Origin of the sequence: Streptomyces lavendofoliae, assembly GCF_014649735.1 — a bacterium.
In the GTDB taxonomy this organism is placed as follows: Bacteria; Actinomycetota; Actinomycetes; order Streptomycetales; family Streptomycetaceae; genus Streptomyces; species Streptomyces lavendofoliae.
This window is the reverse complement of record NZ_BMTP01000014.1, coordinates 181057-197739: the sequence shown is the minus strand read 5'-3', so window position 1 is coordinate 197739 and position 16683 is coordinate 181057. Positions and strand designations below refer to the sequence as shown.

At 73.8% G+C, this 16683-nt stretch carries 14 protein-coding genes; 11 read left to right on the top strand and 3 right to left on the bottom strand.

Translation table 11 applies throughout. From position 1 onward, the window contains the following. Positions 1–127 precede the first annotated feature (127 nt). The 4 genes from IE109_RS25240 (at position 128) to IE109_RS25225 (ending at position 3837) form a co-directional block, all read left to right on the top strand. Positions 128–1411: a glycosyltransferase family 4 protein gene (locus tag IE109_RS25240; protein ID WP_189553621.1), complete on the top strand. Its 1284-nt coding sequence runs from the start codon at positions 128–130 to the stop codon at positions 1409–1411. Beyond that, the gene (locus tag IE109_RS25235) at positions 1408–2244 is read left to right on the top strand and encodes a hypothetical protein (RefSeq protein ID WP_189553620.1); all 837 of its coding nucleotides are present in this window, start codon (positions 1408–1410) and stop codon (positions 2242–2244) included. Before IE109_RS25240 ends, IE109_RS25235 begins: the two co-directional genes overlap by 4 nt. Positions 2245–2298: 54 nt before the next feature. Then, the gene (locus IE109_RS25230) at positions 2299–3297 is read left to right on the top strand and encodes a helix-turn-helix transcriptional regulator (RefSeq protein WP_189553619.1); all 999 of its coding nucleotides are present in this window, start codon (positions 2299–2301) and stop codon (positions 3295–3297) included. A gap of 324 nt (positions 3298–3621) precedes the next feature. Continuing rightward, complete coding sequence (locus IE109_RS25225) at positions 3622–3837, top strand: I78 family peptidase inhibitor (RefSeq protein ID WP_189553618.1); 216 nt, start codon at positions 3622–3624, stop codon at positions 3835–3837. 114 nt (positions 3838–3951) lie between these two features. Here IE109_RS25225 and IE109_RS25220 read toward each other — a convergent pair whose 3' ends face one another. Then, complete coding sequence (locus IE109_RS25220) at positions 3952–4932, bottom strand: phosphatase PAP2 family protein (protein WP_189553617.1); 981 nt, start codon at positions 4930–4932, stop codon at positions 3952–3954. 462 nt (positions 4933–5394) lie between these two features. Here IE109_RS25220 and IE109_RS25215 point away from each other — a divergent pair, with 462 nt between their 5' ends. Beyond that, positions 5395–7083, top strand: coding sequence for an MFS transporter (locus tag IE109_RS25215; RefSeq protein ID WP_189553616.1), 1689 nt, complete (start codon positions 5395–5397; stop codon positions 7081–7083). Between the two features lie 128 nt (positions 7084–7211). Then, the gene (locus IE109_RS25210) at positions 7212–8402 is read left to right on the top strand and encodes an acyl-CoA dehydrogenase family protein (protein ID WP_189553615.1); all 1191 of its coding nucleotides are present in this window, start codon (positions 7212–7214) and stop codon (positions 8400–8402) included. 64 nt (positions 8403–8466) lie between these two features. Here the strand turns inward: IE109_RS25210 and IE109_RS25205 are convergent, their stop codons facing one another. Next, positions 8467–8901: a cell division protein SepF gene (locus tag IE109_RS25205; RefSeq protein WP_189553614.1), complete on the bottom strand. Its 435-nt coding sequence runs from the start codon at positions 8899–8901 to the stop codon at positions 8467–8469. 289 nt (positions 8902–9190) lie between these two features. On the opposite strand from IE109_RS25205, the gene IE109_RS25200 reads away from it, so the two are divergent. From IE109_RS25200 to IE109_RS25190, 3 genes are all read left to right on the top strand, one after another. Then, positions 9191–10486 carry a DUF5685 family protein gene (locus IE109_RS25200; protein ID WP_189553613.1) on the top strand — a complete coding sequence of 432 codons (1296 nt, stop codon included), beginning with the start codon at positions 9191–9193 and terminating at the stop codon, positions 10484–10486. Positions 10487–11537: 1051 nt separating this feature from the next. After that, the gene (locus IE109_RS25195) at positions 11538–12440 is read left to right on the top strand and encodes a S1 family peptidase (RefSeq protein ID WP_189553612.1); all 903 of its coding nucleotides are present in this window, start codon (positions 11538–11540) and stop codon (positions 12438–12440) included. Between the two features lie 128 nt (positions 12441–12568). Further along, positions 12569–13060, top strand: coding sequence for a hypothetical protein (locus IE109_RS25190; protein WP_189553611.1), 492 nt, complete (start codon positions 12569–12571; stop codon positions 13058–13060). A 6-nt stretch (positions 13061–13066) separates the two neighbouring features. Here the strand turns inward: IE109_RS25190 and IE109_RS25185 are convergent, their stop codons facing one another. Next, entirely contained in the window at positions 13067–13969 is a 903-nt protein-coding gene (locus IE109_RS25185; protein ID WP_189553610.1) for a DUF4231 domain-containing protein, read from the bottom strand. Between the two features lie 230 nt (positions 13970–14199). Between IE109_RS25185 and fxsA the strand changes: the two genes are divergently transcribed. Then, entirely contained in the window at positions 14200–14364 is a 165-nt protein-coding gene (fxsA, locus tag IE109_RS25180) for an FxSxx-COOH cyclophane-containing RiPP peptide (protein WP_189553609.1), read from the top strand. A gap of 9 nt (positions 14365–14373) precedes the next feature. Then, a complete protein-coding gene (gene fxsBH, locus IE109_RS25175; protein WP_189553608.1) occupies positions 14374–16593 on the top strand; it encodes a radical SAM/SPASM protein FxsBH, inactivated beta-hydroxylase extension form in 2220 nt (739 codons plus the stop codon). Positions 16594–16683: the final 90 nt, after the last annotated feature.

Below are 16683 nucleotides of genomic sequence, written 5' to 3'. Positions count from 1 at the left end.
ACGGACCTGAGTCCGATCGCACCACACGGACCGGACCGACCACACAGATCAGACCGACCAGAGACCGAGACCGAACCATCGGACGGGACCACCGGGCACGTCCGGACCAGGGGGACGCGGCGACGCGATGCATATCTCTTTCCTGCTGCACAACGCCTACGGCATCGGCGGCACGATCCGCACGACGTTCAACCTCGCCCGGACGCTGGCCGAGCGGCACGACGTCGAGATCGTCTCCGTCTTCCGCCACCGCGAGGAACCGACCCTCGGCGCCCCCGCCGGCGTGACCATGAAGCACCTGGTCGACCTGCGCAAGAACAGCCCCACCTACGACGGCGCGCACCCCGACTACAAGAAGCCCGCCAGGGTCTTCCCACGCGGCGACGGCCGCTGGAAGCAGTACAGCCGCCTCACCGACGACCGGATCGCCGCCCACCTGAAGACCCTTCAGGCGGATGTCGTCGTCGGCACCCGCCCCGGCCTCAACGTCCACATCGCCCGCCAGGCCCGCCGCGGGCCCGTCCGCGTCGCCCAGGAACACCTGACGCTGGACAGTCACGGCTACCGGCTGCGCCGGGAGATCGGCCACCGCTACGCCCTGCTCGACGCCATCACCACCGTCACCGAGGCCGACGCCCGCTCGTACCGCACCAAGCTGAAGCTGCCCGGCGTACGCGTCGACTCCGTGCCCAACAGCGTCCCCGCACCGGTCGTCGAGCCCGCCGACTCCACCGCCAAGTGGGTCGTCGCGGCCGGCCGGCTCACCCGCGTCAAGCGCTACGACCTGCTCGTCGAGGCGTTCGCGAAGGTGGTGGCGGCCCGCCCCGACTGGCGGCTGCGCATCTACGGCTCCGGCGACGCCACCGGCAACGAGCGCAACGCGCTGCTCGCCCTCATCGAGGCGCGCGGGCTGCACAACCACGTCTTCCTGATGGGCACGGCCAACCCGCTGGAACCCGAGTGGGTCAAGGGCTCGATCGCCGCCGTGACCTCCCGCCTGGAGTCCTTCGGCATGACCATCGTCGAGGCCATGCGCTGCGGTCTGCCGGTGGTCTCCACCGACTGCCCGCACGGGCCCCGCGAGATCATCGAGGACGGCGTCGACGGGCGGCTGGTACCGGTCGGCGACGTGGACGCGTTCGCCGACGCGCTGCTGGCCCTCATCCAGGACGACGACCTCAGGCGCCGGACCGGGCAGGCAGCGCTCGCCGCGTCGCAGCGCTTCGACCCGGTGCGGATCGCCGAACGCCACGAGGCGCTGTTCGCCGAGCTCGTCGCCCGCGGCGGGGGCGGCCGCTCCCGGGGCCGGGTCCGTGACGCGCTGCACCGCACCCGCGGGGTGGCCCTGGACGCCGCCTACTCCGCGCGCTACAAGGCCGCCGACCTGCTCCGGAAGGGGAAGTCCGCATGAGTGACGCCACCGACCCGGCCCCCGCGCCCGGCACGCCGCCGCGCGCCGACTGCGTCGCGGACTCCGCCGGGGGCATCACCTTCGACATAGCGGTCGTCGACGCGGCGGAGCCGGTCCTGGTGCTGCGCCGGCGCGGTGGTTCCGCTGGTCCGGCCCCCTCCGGCGGTCCGGGCCCCGGTCCGGTTCCCGGCGGAGCCCCGGACGAGGCCCGGCTGCCCCTCACCCCGGCGGGGGCGGGGCACCTGCGGGCGGTGCTGCCCGGCACGGTGCAGCTCGCCGAGGGCCGCTGGGACGCGTACCTCGGCGACCGGGCGGTCGAGCCGGGCGTCCGCGATCTCCGGGCGCTCGTCGACCGGGTCCCGGACGAGCGGGACGGAGTCCGCGCACGCGTCCCCTACCCGACGGCGGACGGCCGGCTCGCCGTGCGCAGCTGGGTGCGCCGACCGCACGCCGAGGCGGGCGACATCGTCCTCGGCGAGGGCGTCTGCACGGTCGAGGGGACGCTGTACGGGGCGCGGTGCGCGGCAGGCGCGGTGGCCGAGGCGCGACTGGGCGGAACGGTGCACCGGGTGCCGGCCGGTGGGGAGGGCGGTGCCTTCGCCTTCACCGTCCCGTACGACCTGCTCGCCGAGCCGCCGGTCACCTCCGAGCAGCTGTGGGAGCTGTGGCTGCGGCCGGACGCCGGCGCGGAGCCGGTACGGGTCGCGCGGGTCCTGGACGACGTCTGGGACCGGAAGAACGTGTTCGTCTACCCGGCGCACCGGGGCGAGGGGTACGGGGCGGCGCCCTGCTACACGGCCGACAACGACCTCTGCGTACGGCTCACTCCCTGACCGAACGGGTCGTCGAGGACCGTACCTGTCCGCGAGCGGTGGCAGACTCGCCCCATGTTGGAGACCTCGGCACGACTGCTGCGCCTGCTGTCCCTGCTCCAGGCGCACCGCGACTGGTCCGGCGCCGACCTCGCGCAGCGGCTGGGCGTCACGCCCCGCACCGTACGGCGTGACGTCGACCGGCTGCGCGAGCTCGGCTATCCCGTCCACGCCAGCCCCGGCACGGGCGGCGGCTATCAGCTCGGCGCGGGCGCCGCGCTGCCGCCGCTGCTCCTGGACGACGACGAGGCGGTCGCGGTGGCCGTCGGGCTGCGCACCGCGGCGGGCAGCGGGATCGAGGGCGTGGGCGAGACCTCGGTGGGCGCGCTGGCCAAGCTGGAGCAGGTGTTGCCCGACCGGCTGCGGCGCCGGATCAGCGCGCTGACCACCTTCACGGTCCCGCTGCTGCGCGCGCCGGAGTCCTCGGTGGACCCATCGGTGCTCACCGAGCTCGCGGCGGCCTGCCGGGACGGTGAGCGGCTGCGCTTCGAGTACCGCGACCACGGCGGCTCGGCCACCCGCCGGACGGTCGAGCCGCACCGCCTGGTGTGCACCGAGCGCCGCTGGTACCTGGTCGCCTGGGACGTGGACCGTGACGACTGGCGGACGTTCCGGGCGGACCGGATCGTGCCCAAGCCGCCGCACGGGCCGCGTTTCCCGGCCCGTACACCGCCGGCCGAGGACCTGGCGGCCTACGTCTCCGAGGGCGTGGGCAGGAGGGCGTACGCGGCGCAGGCGGTCGTCCGGCTGCACGTCCCGGCCGCCGAGGCGGCGCGCGTCGTCGGCCCGATGGACGGCGTCCTGGAGGCGGAGGGGGAGTCGACGTGCCTGCTGCGCACCGGCGCGGCGAGCCTCGACGTCCTGGTGATCCACGTGGCGCTCATGGGGCTGGAGTTCGAGGTGGTCGAGCCGCGCGCGCTCGACGACCACGTCAGGGTGGTCCGCGACCGTCTCTCGCGGGCGCTGGACCGGTCCGCGCGGTCCGCCGGCGGTGAGGTGGCGGTCGACGGGTGACATGTCGGCGTACTGGGGGAATTCTGCGGCGACCTCGTGAAGGCACCCCGTCGCGGGGATTATCGTGACGATATGCCGAAGCGCTTTTCCCGGACCCCGGCAATTCGCGGTGGCGGCGCACGGCGAACGCGTTCGCGGCCCCGGGGAATTCCCCCGGTAAGACCCCGGGGAGGGCTGCGGGAGCCCTCCGGAAGTGAAGAGGGCCTTACTGAACACATGTCGTGATCCTGTGACACAAGCGTGACCGCAGAGGTACGTGAGGATGGTGGGGCGATGTGCCCCGGGCGGCTTCCGTCACTGTCCGCCGCGCCCTACGGTGAGGGCATGGCACCGATTCCGAGCTCTCCCGCACAGCCCGACGACAGCACCGAGTCGTATGTCGGCCTCGACGAAACCGCGGCGGAACGACGCGCCCGCTCCCGCGGCTGGACCACGGTGCGGTCGCTGCCGCCCGGCTCGATCATCACCCTGGAGTTCGTGGCGGGCCGGATCAACTTCGAGGTCGACGACTCCACCGTCACCCGTTGCTGGGTCGGCTGACCCGTACACCTCCCGGGCGCGTCCACGGCGAGGAAGGGCCCCGGCTGCGTCAGCCGGGGCCCTTCTCTCCGCGTCGTGCGACCGCGCCGCGCGTCGCGCGACCGTGCCGTCCTCTCAGCCGCCCGTGACGGGCCGGGACCGCGGCGGCCGGCGGCTGCCCGCGGGGGTGACCGGGGTCCGCTCCGAACGCACCACGGCGTGCGGGCGCGGCTGGGTGAGCGTGGTCCTGCCCGAGGGGCGGCCGACACCGCCCGCCGGGGAGACCGACTCGCGCACCGGCTCGTCGTCCGCGCCGACCGGCCGCTGCGGGTACATGACGGGCCGGGGCCCGCCCGCCGCGACGGGCAGCGACGGCACCCGGCGGCGGCTCGCCCGCAGCTTCTCGCGCACCGCGAAGACCATCGCCTCCGCGCGGGCGATCAACGGCTCGCACCAGGGCAGTCCGAGCAGGATCAGCAGGCCGGCGGCCCAGCCGAGCAGCACGTCGCTCAGCCAGTGCGTACCGAGGTAGACGGTGGTCAGGCCCACGCCCAGCGCCACCACGGCGGACAGGGCCGACAGGTAGCGCCTGGCCCGGGGGGTGGTGGCGAGGTACGCCAGAATGCCCCAGGTCACCACCGCGTTGGCCGTGTGACCGGAAGGGAATATATCGCCGCCCGCGAACATCTCGGCCGAGCCGATCCGCGTCGCGTAGTGGGGTCCGAGCCGTCCCAGGCCGAGCTTGACCGCGCCGACCGTGACGTTCAGCGCGAGCAGCGCCGCGCCGAGCGCCAGCAGCGGCCGGAGCGTGTGCTGCCGCCAGGAGCGCCAGCCGAGCCAGGCGGCCACCATCACGGCCGTGGGGCCGCGCTGGCCGAGCACCACGAAGTAGTCCAGCGTCGCGTGCAGCTCCGGCCACTGCTGATACGGCCGGAAGAGCATGACCTTCCAGTCGAGGGTCACCAGCCACGACGAGACGAGCACGGCCACCACGATGGCGAGGTAGAACGCCGACGTCCCGCCGAAGAGGGCGAGACGGGTGCGGCTCATCCGCGGGATCTCAATCTTCGGCGGTTCCGGCTCCCGGTCCAGACGGGCAAAGATGTCGGTACGCACCCAATCGACGTTACAGGGAGTGAGTGTCGGCCCACGCCGATCCGCTCCCTTCGTGATGACGATGTGATGTGGAGTGCGTCTCAGCGGGATGTTTATTCCGTGCTTATCCATAAACCCTGGGTGCCGGGGGCCCTATTGACGAGGGGCCTCGGGAGGAAGGGTGTTTGCCCACCGCCGGAAAGGGCCGGATTCGGCCGGGGGCCGGAATTCCTCCCTGCGGGCGGCGGGCGGCCGCCCACCGGTACGCGGCGTGGCGCGGTCCGGCGGCGGGCCGGCCGCAGTGGTGTACGCCACACCCTGAGCGCCTGCCCCGTGAGAGGTGGGCCACGCGCCGCCGGCCCGGACTCGCGTACGCTGACGGCTCACTCGCCCGTCGATGCCGGGCCCCCGGGAGGTCGTCCCCCTCCGGCCGGTGCCCACCGAGCGCGAGGGAATCGTCTGTGGTCAGTGGGAGGTAGGTACATGTCCGTGACGACCACGGCCGGAGCACGGCTGCGTGCCACCGGTGGCGGTGCCAACCGCTGGGTCGTCCTGCTCGTCCTCTGCGTCAGCCTGCTGCTGGTCGCGCTCGACGCCACCGTCCTCCACGTCGCCGTCCCCGCGGTCACCGAGGACCTGCGCCCCAGTTCCACGGCGCTGCTGTGGATCGTCGACGCCTACCCCCTGGTCTGCGCCTCGCTGCTGATCCTCTTCGGCACGCTGGGCGACCGGGTCGGGCGTCGCCGGGTCCTGCTGGCGGGCTACGGCCTGTTCGGCGCGGCCTCCGCGGTCGCGGCCTTCGCCGACACCCCCGCCGTACTGATCGCCGCCCGCGCGCTGCTCGGCGTCGGCGGCGCCATGATCATGCCCGCCACCCTGTCGATCCTCCGCGCCGTCTTCCCCGACCGGCGCGAACGGGCCACCGCGATCGGTGTCTGGACGGCCGTCGCGGCGGTCGGCGCCGCGACCGGACCGGTCCTCGGCGGTTTCCTGGTCGAGCACTTCTGGTGGGGCTCGGTCTTCCTCATAAACATCCCGCTGATGGCGCTCATCCTGCCCCTCGGCCGCTGGCTGCTCCCGGAGTCCCGGGGCAGCGGCGACGGCCCGTGGGACGTGCTGGGCGCCCTCATGGCGGCGGCCGGCGTGCTGGGCGTGGTCCTCGGCGTCAAGCGGGCCGGCGCCGGCGGCCCGGTGATGAGCCCGGAGACGGCGGCACCGCTGCTGCTCGGCGCCGCCCTGCTGGTCCTCTTCGTCCGGCGGCAGAAGCGCCGCGCGCACCCGCTCGTCGACATGCGGATGTTCGCCCGCGCGGCCTTCACCACCTCCGTCGGCTGCATCGTGCTCGCCATGCTCGCGCTGGTGGGCCTGGAACTCATCGCCGTCCAGTACCTCCAGCTCGTCCTGGCGCTTACCCCGCTGGAGACCGGACTGCGGCTGCTGCCGCTCACCTTCGCCGCCATGGCCGCCGGCGCCACCGGCTCGTACACGCTGCGGCGCGTGGGGCCGCGCCGGATGGTGGGCTGGGGCTTCGTCCTCACCGCCGCCGCCGTCCTGCTGCTCGTCCTCATGGGACAGCACGACCGGCCGCTGCTGCTCACCGCCGGCTTCGTGCTCCTCGGCTTCGGACTCCAGACCACGCTGTTCGGGGCGTACGAGTCGATGCTCAGCGAGGCACCGGCGCACAGCGCGGGCGGGGCCGCCGCGATCGGCGAGACCTCGTACCAGCTCGGCGCCGGCATGGGCATCGCGCTGCTCGGCAGCGTCATGAACGCCGCGTACGCGCCCGGCCTGGCGCACGTGCCGGGCGTCCCCGCACCGGCGGGAGCGGCCGCCGCCAACTCGCTGGGCGAGGCCTACCAGGTGGCGGCCCGGCTCGGCGGCCCGGCGGGCGAGGCCCTGCGCACGGCCGCGCGGCACGCGTTCGTGCACGGCCTGCACGTCACACTCGCCGTCAGCGCGGGGCTGCTGCTGCTCGGCGCGCTGATGGCGCTGCGGCTGCCGAGGGTGATGGACTGCCGGCCGGACGCCGACGCCCGGCTGGGCGGTACGGACACCTGGCCCGGCCCCCAGGCCGGGGCGGGCCCGGACACCGCGCCGCCGGCCCGAGTGCCCGCGCGGCGCGAACCGGCCGAACCCGCGAGGTCGGGGCGTGCGGCCGGGCGCGGGGCGTAGGGCACACTGCCGGTGTGGCGCCCGCCACCGGGTCTGGACGCGCGACCCTCGTCGTCGTAACGTCGGCGGCGCAGCGTGACTAACACCGCTAGTTTTAGTGCCGCCCCGTGCCGCCCGGAGGTCCCGCCATGTCCGCACCCGCGAAGCTTCCGCCGTTCGACGCCGGCGACCCCCTCGGCATCGACGACCTGCTCGGCCCCGAGGACCTCGCCATCCGCGACACCGTCCGCACCTGGGCGGCCGACCGGGTGCTGCCGCACATCGCGGAGTGGTACGAGAAGGGCGAGCTGCCCGGCATCCGCGAGCTGGCCCGCGAGCTGGGCGCGCTCGGCGCGCTGGGCATGTCGCTGGAGGGCTACGGCTGCGCGGGCGCCACGGCCGTCCAGTACGGGCTGGCCTGCCTGGAGCTGGAGGCCGCCGACTCCGGCATCCGCTCCCTGGTCTCCGTCCAGGGCTCCCTCGCCATGTACGCGATCCACCGGTTCGGCTCCGAGGAGCAGAAGCGGCGCTGGCTGCCGTCCATGGCGGCGGGCGAGACCATCGGCTGCTTCGGCCTGACCGAGCCCGACCACGGCTCCGACCCGGCGGGCATGCGGACGTACGCCAAGAAGGACGGCGGCGACTGGGTCCTCAACGGCCGCAAGATGTGGATCACCAACGGCTCGGTGGCCGGGGTCGCCGTCGTCTGGGCACAGAGCGACGACGGCATCCGGGGCTTCGCCGTCCCGACGGACACCCCCGGCTTCTCGGCGCCGGAGATCACCCACAAGTGGTCCCTGCGCGCCAGCGTCACCAGCGAACTCGTGCTGGACGACGTACGGCTGCCGGCGGACGCCGTGCTCCCCGGCGTCACCGGCCTCAAGGGCCCGCTCAGCTGCCTGAGCCACGCCCGCTACGGCATCGTGTGGGGCGCCATGGGCGCCGCGCGCTCCTCGTTCGAGGCGGCGCTGGAGTACGCGAGGACGCGCGAGCAGTTCGGCAGGCCCATCGGCGGCTTCCAGCTCACCCAGGCCAAGCTCGCCGACATGGCGCTGGAGCTGCACAAGGGGATCCTGCTCGCCCACCACCTCGGGCGGCGGCTCGACGCCGGGAGGCTCCGCCCCGAGCAGGTCAGCTTCGGCAAGCTCAACAACGTCCGGGAGGCCATCGAGATCTGCCGCACCTCGCGGACCATCCTCGGCGCCAACGGGATCTCGCTGGAGTACCCCGTCATGCGGCACGCCACCAACCTGGAGTCGGTGCTCACCTACGAGGGCACCGTGGAGATGCACCAGCTCGTCCTGGGCAAGGCGCTCACCGGCCTCGACGCGTTCCGGTGACCGTCGTGGCGAACGGCCGGCTAGCGCGCGCGCCGGCGCGTGCTCCGGTGAGCCGCCCCGCCCGCTAGCTCTGGTTGAAGAAGCCGTCCTGGGTGTGGGGCCCGGGCTCCCCGTTGACGATCTGCGTGTCCGCGGGCGTCAGCAGGAAGACCCGGGTCGCCACGCGCTCGATCGAGCCGCGCAGCCCGAAGGTCAGACCGGCCGCGAAGTCGACCACGCGCTTGGCGTCGGCGGGCTCCATGGACGTGAGGTTCATGATGACCGGGACGCCGTCCCGGAAGAGCTCGCCGATGCTGCGGGCGTCCCGGAACCCGTCGGGGGACACCGTGGCGATCCGGCGGCCCTCCTCCTGGGCGGTCTCGGAGACCACGCGGACCCGCGGGTCGGTCACCCAGGAATCGCCGGCGCGGTCACCCTCGGCGTACTCGTCGTCGTAGTAGCGCTCGTCGTTGTCCTCGACGAGACCGAGCCATGCACTCGCCTTGCGCACCGATCCCATGGACGCCTCCTTTCACGCGGTCACTTGTGGTTCCGCTATCCCTATCGTCGTCCATCATGCGGATCGCGCGCCAAGTGGACAGTCACCGCGCGAGCGATTCGTGACGGTACTGGTGCAGAGGATGTGGCGATTCGTCAAGGTTCCACGGGTGTAAGGGCCCTGAGAAGGGGCCTGCGCAACTCAAATATGACATTCGGGCCGTACGGGTGAGCGTGCGGACGTACGGGTGAACGACACGGGCCGGTACGATGCCCGCCCGCGTACCACGCACAACTCACGGGGGAGCACCATGTTCGGAATCGTCAGGCCGTGCACGCACCGGCTGAGCGACGGGCTCAAGACGGAGTGGATGGCCCATCTGTGCGGGCTCTGCCTGGCACTTCGGGCCGACCACGGGCAGTTCGCCCGGATCGCCACCAACTACGACGGCCTCATCGTCTCCGTCCTGACGGAGGCTCAGACCGATCCGGACCCCGGTGCGCGGCGCACGGCCGGTCCCTGCCCGCTGCGCGCCATGCGGACGGCGCCCGTCGCCAGGGGAGAGGGCGCGCGGCTCGCGGCGGCCGTCTCGCTGGTGCTGGCCTCGGCCAAGGTACGGGACCATGTCGCCGACCGGGACGGACTGCTGGCACGCCGTCCGATGGCCGCGGCGGCGCGCCGGGTGGCCGTCGGCTGGGACCGGGCGGGCGCCAGGGCCGGGCGCGAGCTGGGCTTCGACACCGCGGTCCTGGTCGACGCGGTGGACCGGCAGGGCGGCATCGAGGCGCTGGCCGGCGTGGGCACACCCCTGCTGACGGTGACCGAGCCGACCGAGACGGCCACCGCCGCCGCCTTCGCGCACACCGCCGTGCTGGCCGGCAAGCCGCGGAACGTGGCGCCGCTCGCGGAGGCGGGCCGGCTCTTCGGGCGGCTGGCGCACCTGCTGGACGCCGTGGAGGACCGGGAGGCCGACGCCGCCTCGGGTGCCTGGAACCCGCTCACCGCGACCGGTACGTCCCTCGCGGAGGCCCGCCGGCTCGCGGACGACGCGCTGCACGGGGTGCGCCTCGCCCTGCGCGACGCGGAATTCGTGGACGACACGCTGCTGCACGTGCTGCTCGCCCACGAGCTGCGCCGGTCGGTGGACCGGGCGTTCGGCACGGCGGCCTGTTCGCACCAGGGGTACGGCGCCGGCGCCCCCCGGCAGGGCGGCGGCCAGGGCCCGTACGTGACACCGAACCCGTACGGCGGCCAGAACCCGTACGGCGGCGGGCCGGGAGCCCCGCAGACCCCCGGCCACCCCGGCGCCGGGTACGGCGGCGGTCACCCCGGCGGGTACGGCGGGGGCTCCGGCGGGTTCGGCGGGGGCTCCGGCGGCGGGATGCCGCCCGGGTCCGGCGGGCCCGGCGGCGAGCCGTCCCGGCCCAGGCCCCGCGGGCTCCTGGCCGGCTGCGCGGCCTTCACCTGGCTCTTCTGCACCTGCCAGATGTGCTGCGCCAAGGAGTACGAGGGCCCCTGGTCCCGCAAGAAGCGCGAGGGCTGCTGCCGCGACTGCGACTGCAACCCCGGCGGCTGCGACTGCTGCTGCCCCTGCGACGGCTGCTGACGGCCCGTGAGGTGGGCCGCGCGGTCGCCCGCCGCCCGGCCCCGGGCCGGCCGATCACCCGAAGGGGCGACTTCCGGCCGTTCCCGGAAGGTGACGCGACGAGGGCGGCCGGGTGCTCCGCGCCTCCGCCGCCGGCCGCTCCTCCACCGGTCACAGGCTCCTGACCGGCGACGTCCCCCGGCAGCCGGCCGCGCCGGGGTCTCCCGGTCCGGCGCCGGGAAGGACCGGGGGCGGCACGCGACTTCGGCCCCGGCCGCCGCAGCGGCGCGCCGTCACGACCCCCGGCACCACGCCGTACGGCAGGCGCCGGACCGCCGGCGCACCGCCCGGCGGCGACCCGGCGCCCCACCCCGGAACACCGCCGCGCCCGGGCGCGGCCCCGCCGCCGGGGCGGCCCGTCCGCCGCGCGCCGGACACCGGGCCCGCCCCCGGCACGGGTCGCCGGCGACGACGCGCCGGACCCGGCCCCCACCGGCGCGACCAGCGGCGGGAGCCCTCACCGCGCCCGCCGCCCGTCCGGGCCGGCCGCCCCCGCCCGGACGTACGGTCAGCGCCGGCCCCGCCCGGGCGTCACCACCGCGACGCCATGAGCGCGCACGTCGGCCGTCCGGTCCCGCGGCCCGGCACCCACCCCGGCGCGCGGTCCCGGCGGGGGAGGGGAACCCTGCGGACGGCCGCCTCGTCCCACCGGTGGACACCGGCGCGGTGGCACCGCCCCGCCGGGTTTCGCCGCGCCCTGGGACGCACGGCCGAAACATGCCCTTGCGGGGCTCGGCCGGCCGCACGAATACTCCCGGAGCAGCGCTTGTCAGGAGCACGTCGTGTCCGAAAACCGAACACGGCCACGCCTGGGGCGAGTGAGCCGAAGGGGCGCGCGGGCGTCGAAAGGAAGAACGCGCGGAGGGTCGCGAGGAACGAGCGATCCGAGCACGATCGACCGTCGAAGCACGCTTCAGCGCCCCGGAGGTGAACCGAGCCCTGAAAAACTGACTGCGCCTCACGGGCCCGTCCCCCACGGTGGGCCCCCGATTCCCCTCGGGAGGAACGACAAGTGAGGATCAAGCGCACCACCCCCCGCAGCGGCGCCGCCAGACGATCCCGTCTGCTCGCCGTCGCCACCGGTCTCGCCGCCGCCGCCACCCTCGCGGTCCCCGCCGCGAACGCCGACACGTCACCGGCCTTCAGCGCCGCCCAGCTGTCCGCCGCCGGCTCGGCCGTCCTGGAGGCGGACGTACCGGGTACCGCCTGGCACGTCGACCCGGCGACCGACAAGCTGGTCGTCACCGCCGACTCGACCGTGTCCCGGGCCGAGATCGCGGAGATCAAGCGCCGGGCGGGAGCCAACGCCGGCGCCCTCAAGATAGAGCGCACCCCGGGGAAGTTCACCAAGCTGATATCCGGCGGTGACGCCATCTACGCCAGCAGCTGGCGCTGCTCGCTCGGCTTCAACGTCCGTGACGGCGCGGGCGCGTACTACTTCCTGACCGCCGGTCACTGCACCGACGGCGCGGGCACCTGGTACTCCAACTCCGGCCGCACCACCGTGCTCGGCTCGACCTCCGGGTCCAGCTTCCCGAACAACGACTACGGCATCGTCCGCTACACCAACAGCTCCGTCACCAAGTCCGGCACCGTCGGCAACGTCGACATCACCAGCGCCGCCAACGCCACCGTCGGCATGTCCGTCACCCGCCGCGGCTCCACCACCGGCACCCACAGCGGCTCGGTCACCGGACTGAACGCCACGGTCAACTACGGCGGCGGCGACATCGTCTACGGCATGATCCGCACGAACGTGTGCGCCGAGCCCGGCGACAGCGGCGGGCCGCTGTACTCCGGCTCCCGCGCCATCGGTCTCACCTCCGGTGGCAGCGGCAACTGCTCCTCCGGCGGCACGACCTTCTTCCAGCCGGTCACCGAGGCCCTGAGCGCCTACGGCGTCAGCGTCTACTGACCGACCCGCCCGGCGCCACGAGCCCCCGGCCGGATTCCCGGCCGGGGGCTCGACGCCCTGCCCGGAAGCGCCCACATTTGAGAGGATGTGGCGGCGCGGCCACAGGGGACTTCGGGAAGCGGGGGCGGATGAGGCGCATCGGAGTGACCGGTCACAGGGACATCCCCGGCGAGCTCCACGCCCATGTGCGCGCCGCCCTCCGCACCGCCCTCCACGCCGCGGCCCGCGGGCACGAGGGCGGGCTGGAGGCACTGTCCAGCCTGGCCGCCGGGGCGGACCAGCTCTTCGCGGACATCGCCCTCGCCTGCGGCGCCGAGCTGACCGCGGTCATCCCCAGCGGGGAGTACGAGGACGACTTCGACGACCCCGAGGAGCTGGCCCGCTACCTGTGGCTGCGCAAGCGGGCCACCCGCGAGGTGCGGATGGACTACCCCCGCTCCACCGACGAGGCGTACTACGCGGCCGGTACCTACATCGCCGACCACTGCGACCGGCTGCTCGCCGTCTGGGACGGCCGGCCCGCCCGCGGTCCGGGCGGCACCGGCGACATCGTCCGCTACGCCCGCGGCCTCGGGAAACCGGTGACGGTCATCTGGCGCGCGGGCGTCGAGCGGTCCTGACGGCGCCTACCGCCGGTGCTGCACCAGCCAGTCGGTGTGCTGCGGGGAGACCACCCGCTCGGTCTCGTAGACCGCCGCCGCCCACCGGTCCTCGCCGACCACCGTCTCCATGGCGGTGTGCATCGCCGCCAGGTCCTCCTCCACCAGGGAGTGCGCCGCTATCAGCGGCTGGTGGCGGCGGATCTCGCTCCAGGCCACGCACGCCGCCGCGGCGGCCGACAGCAGCCCGGCCGGCACGGCCGAGTCGCCGACCGAGAAGGTCCGCAACACGCCCAGGAAGAGGGCGAGGGCGGTGAACACCGAGACGGTGACGGACCACAGCGCGGTGGCCCGGCGCGACAGCACCGTCTTCCTGTGGTACCAGTTCCGCTGCTCGATCAGCCGGTCCCGGACGTACGTCTCCTTGCGTACCCGGAAGGGCTTGTCGCGCAGCATCCGCATGGCCGGGGTGATGAGCTCGCTCCGGTCGTCGGCCGGTGCCGAGGCCCGGGGGTCGACCCAGCCCACCTTCCGCAGCTCGGCGAGCCCCGCCTCCAGCCGGGACAGGAACTCCCCGTCCGGGTCGGGGAAGGCGGCGTCGAAGGGCGCCCCGTGGACCGCGTACCGCCAGCACATCGATTTGATGAACTCGGCGGCGGAACGGTTCAGTTGCCAATGCGATGTCGCCCGGCGCCTGGAAGCGCGGTACGTCGCCAGGAGTACGCCGGCGTACGCCAACGCGCTTAGTGCTCCCGCGAGTTGAAACGTGTCGCCGACGCGCCAGCCGCCCGGTACCGCGGCGAGGCAGGCGCCCAGCACCAGCAGCCACAGCTGCAGGCGCGTGTCCTGCACGGCGTCCCGCTGCCGGGCGATGGCGATCTCGTCGGCCCGGTGGAAGAGCACGGGCAGGTCTGCGTTGCGGAAGACCATGCTTTGCAGCGGACCCTGAAACCCGGTCATGCGCACCCCCGTCTGCGGTTTTGTCTTCACTCTTTTGATGGAATGTCTCGTTCCGCGCCGGTCGGGGAATACTGGCGCAACGCTTTTGTTTCAACCCCTTGCGCTGATTTGCTGTAGGTGGGCATGAGAGTAAAGTCGTGCCGCCGACACTGCAACGGTGCGGTTATCCCCAACCGACCCACTTCCCGAGGACGGCCGTCGTGAGCTTTCACACCTCAGTCACCTTCGCAGTAGCGAAGAAGAATCGCGTTCCTCTCGCCGAGATCGACGTGCGTGGTGCCGCCGTCACCAAGAAGCTCAGCCGGGTCCTGCCTTCCGTGAGCGACCGTACCGAGCGTGTCCCGACGTTCAACTCCGCGCTCTAAACTGGCGGAATGACCGGACCCCTGGTCCCCTTCCGCGAGATCGTCCTGAAGGTCCACAGCAGGTGCGATCTCGCATGCGACCACTGTTACATCTACGAACACGCTGATCAGAGCTGGCGCACCCGCCCCAAAGCAATCTCTGACCAGGCCATTTCCCGGACAGCTCTGCGACTGGCCGAGCATGCCAAGAAACATGCCCTGCCCTCCGTGACAGTGATCCTGCACGGAGGGGAGCCGCTGCTGGCGGGGCCCGCCCGGCTGAGGCGCGTCTGCGAGGAACTGACCGCCGCCCTCGCCCCGGTCACCGCGCTCGACCTGCGGATCCACACCAACGGCCTCCAGCTGAGCCCCCGCTACCTCGACCTCTTCGACGAGTACGGCGTGCGGGTGGGCATCTCCCTCGACGGGGACAAGGCGGCCAACGACCGCCACCGCCGCTTCGCCGACGGCCGCAGCAGCCACCCGCTCGTGCTCAAGGCCGTCGACCTGCTCCACCAGGAGCGCTACCGCCACCTCGACCTCGGTCTGCTCTGCACCATCGACGTGGCCAACGACCCCGTCGCCGTGTACGACGCGCTCCTGGAGCTGGCGCCCCCGCGCATCGACTTCCTGCTGCCGCACGCCACCTGGGAGGAGCCCCCGCCCCGGCCGGACGGCTCGCCCACCGCGTACGCGGCGTGGATCCTCGCCGCCTTCGACCGGTGGAACGACCGGGGCAGGCCCGTCCCCGTCCGGCTCTTCGAGTCCGTGCTGTCCACCCTGAACGGCGGCCCCAGCCTCACCGAGTCCCTGGGCCTCGCCCCCACCGACCTCGTGGTGGTCGAGACCGACGGCACCCTCGAACAGGTCGACTCCCTGAAGAGCGCCTACCAGGGCGCCGCCGCCACCGGCTTCGACGTGTACCGGCACTCCTTCGACGACGTCGCCGCGCACCCCGGTGTCCGGGTCCGCCAGCTCGGCCTCGCCGGGGTCGCGGACACCTGTCGCCGGTGCCCCGTCGTCCGCTCCTGCGGCGGCGGCCTCTACACCCACCGCTACCGGGCCGGCCACGGGTTCGACAACCCCTCCGTCTACTGCGCGGACCTCGAGGCGCTCGTCAGGGGCGTCGAGGACCGCACCGCCGCCGCCACCGCGGCGCCCGCGGTGACCGACCCGGCCGTCCTCGTCGCCGAGCAGCACGAGCTGACCCGCGTCCTGCTCGCCGAACTCCACAGCGAGCTCGACGGGCGCGGCGGCGAGCGGTGGGCCGAGGTCTGGGAGCTGGCCGGTGCGGTCGAGGGGCGGTCGGACGGGCTCGACGAGGTGCTCGCCCACCCCTACGCCCGCACCTGGCTCCTCGACTGCCTGGACGCCCTGCGCGAAGGCCGCCCCGGGGCCGCCGCCCCCGCGCGGATGCTGGCGCGGTACGTGGCCGCCGCCGCGGTGCGTGGCCGGGTCGACGTCCCGGTCCGCGTCCCCCACCGGGGCGGCGCGCTGCACCTGCCCACCCTCGGGACGCTCACGCTCGACGCGTCCGGGACCGCCGAGGTGCGGGCGACCGGCGACGGCTTCCTGGTGCGGGCGGCCGGGGGCGCCGAACTGCGCGTCCGGCGGCTCCGTGAGGAGGCCGCCGGGTGGCGGCCGGTACGGCGCGGGGCGCACGGCACGGCGCTCGACGACCTGGACCCCGGCCGCGACCGCTTCGGCGTGCCCGTCACCGGACGGCTCACGCCCGGGGAGGCGGGGGAGTGGAGCGGACGGCTGGACGGCGCCTGGGCGCTGCTGCGGGACGCCGCCCCGGAACTGGCGGGGGAGGCCGCCGCGAGCCTGTCCACCCTGACGCCGCTCACCGGGACGGAACCCGCCGTGGGCCGGCACGGGTACGGGGCGCTGGGCCTGCCGCTCGCGGGTGACGCCCGGGCGCTGGCGCGGGCCCTGGTGCGCGGTTTCCGGCGCGCCAAGCTCCGGGCACTGCTCGACGTCACGGACCTCTACGCGCTGGACGGCGCGTGGACCCACCCCGCGCCCTGGCGGGAAAACCCGGTGCCGGTTTCCGCCCTGCTCGCGGAGGCGTACGAGCGGGCCGGAATCGCGGTGTACGAGGAAGGTCGCGCCGATCATGTGGAAAAGGCGCTCGACCTGCTCGACAACGCGGCCGAACTGACCGTGAGCGGCAAACTGCTGGTCGCCGGGGTGCGCAAGGAACTGTGCCGATCAAGGGACCGTTCCGTCCTGCTGTCGCGGGGATGACCGAAAAGCGGCGGTGAATGACTGAACGTCGAGGGGGTGCGGCAAAGCCTGCTCCGGAATGATTAACCAGCTCGTATCCTTCTCATCCCG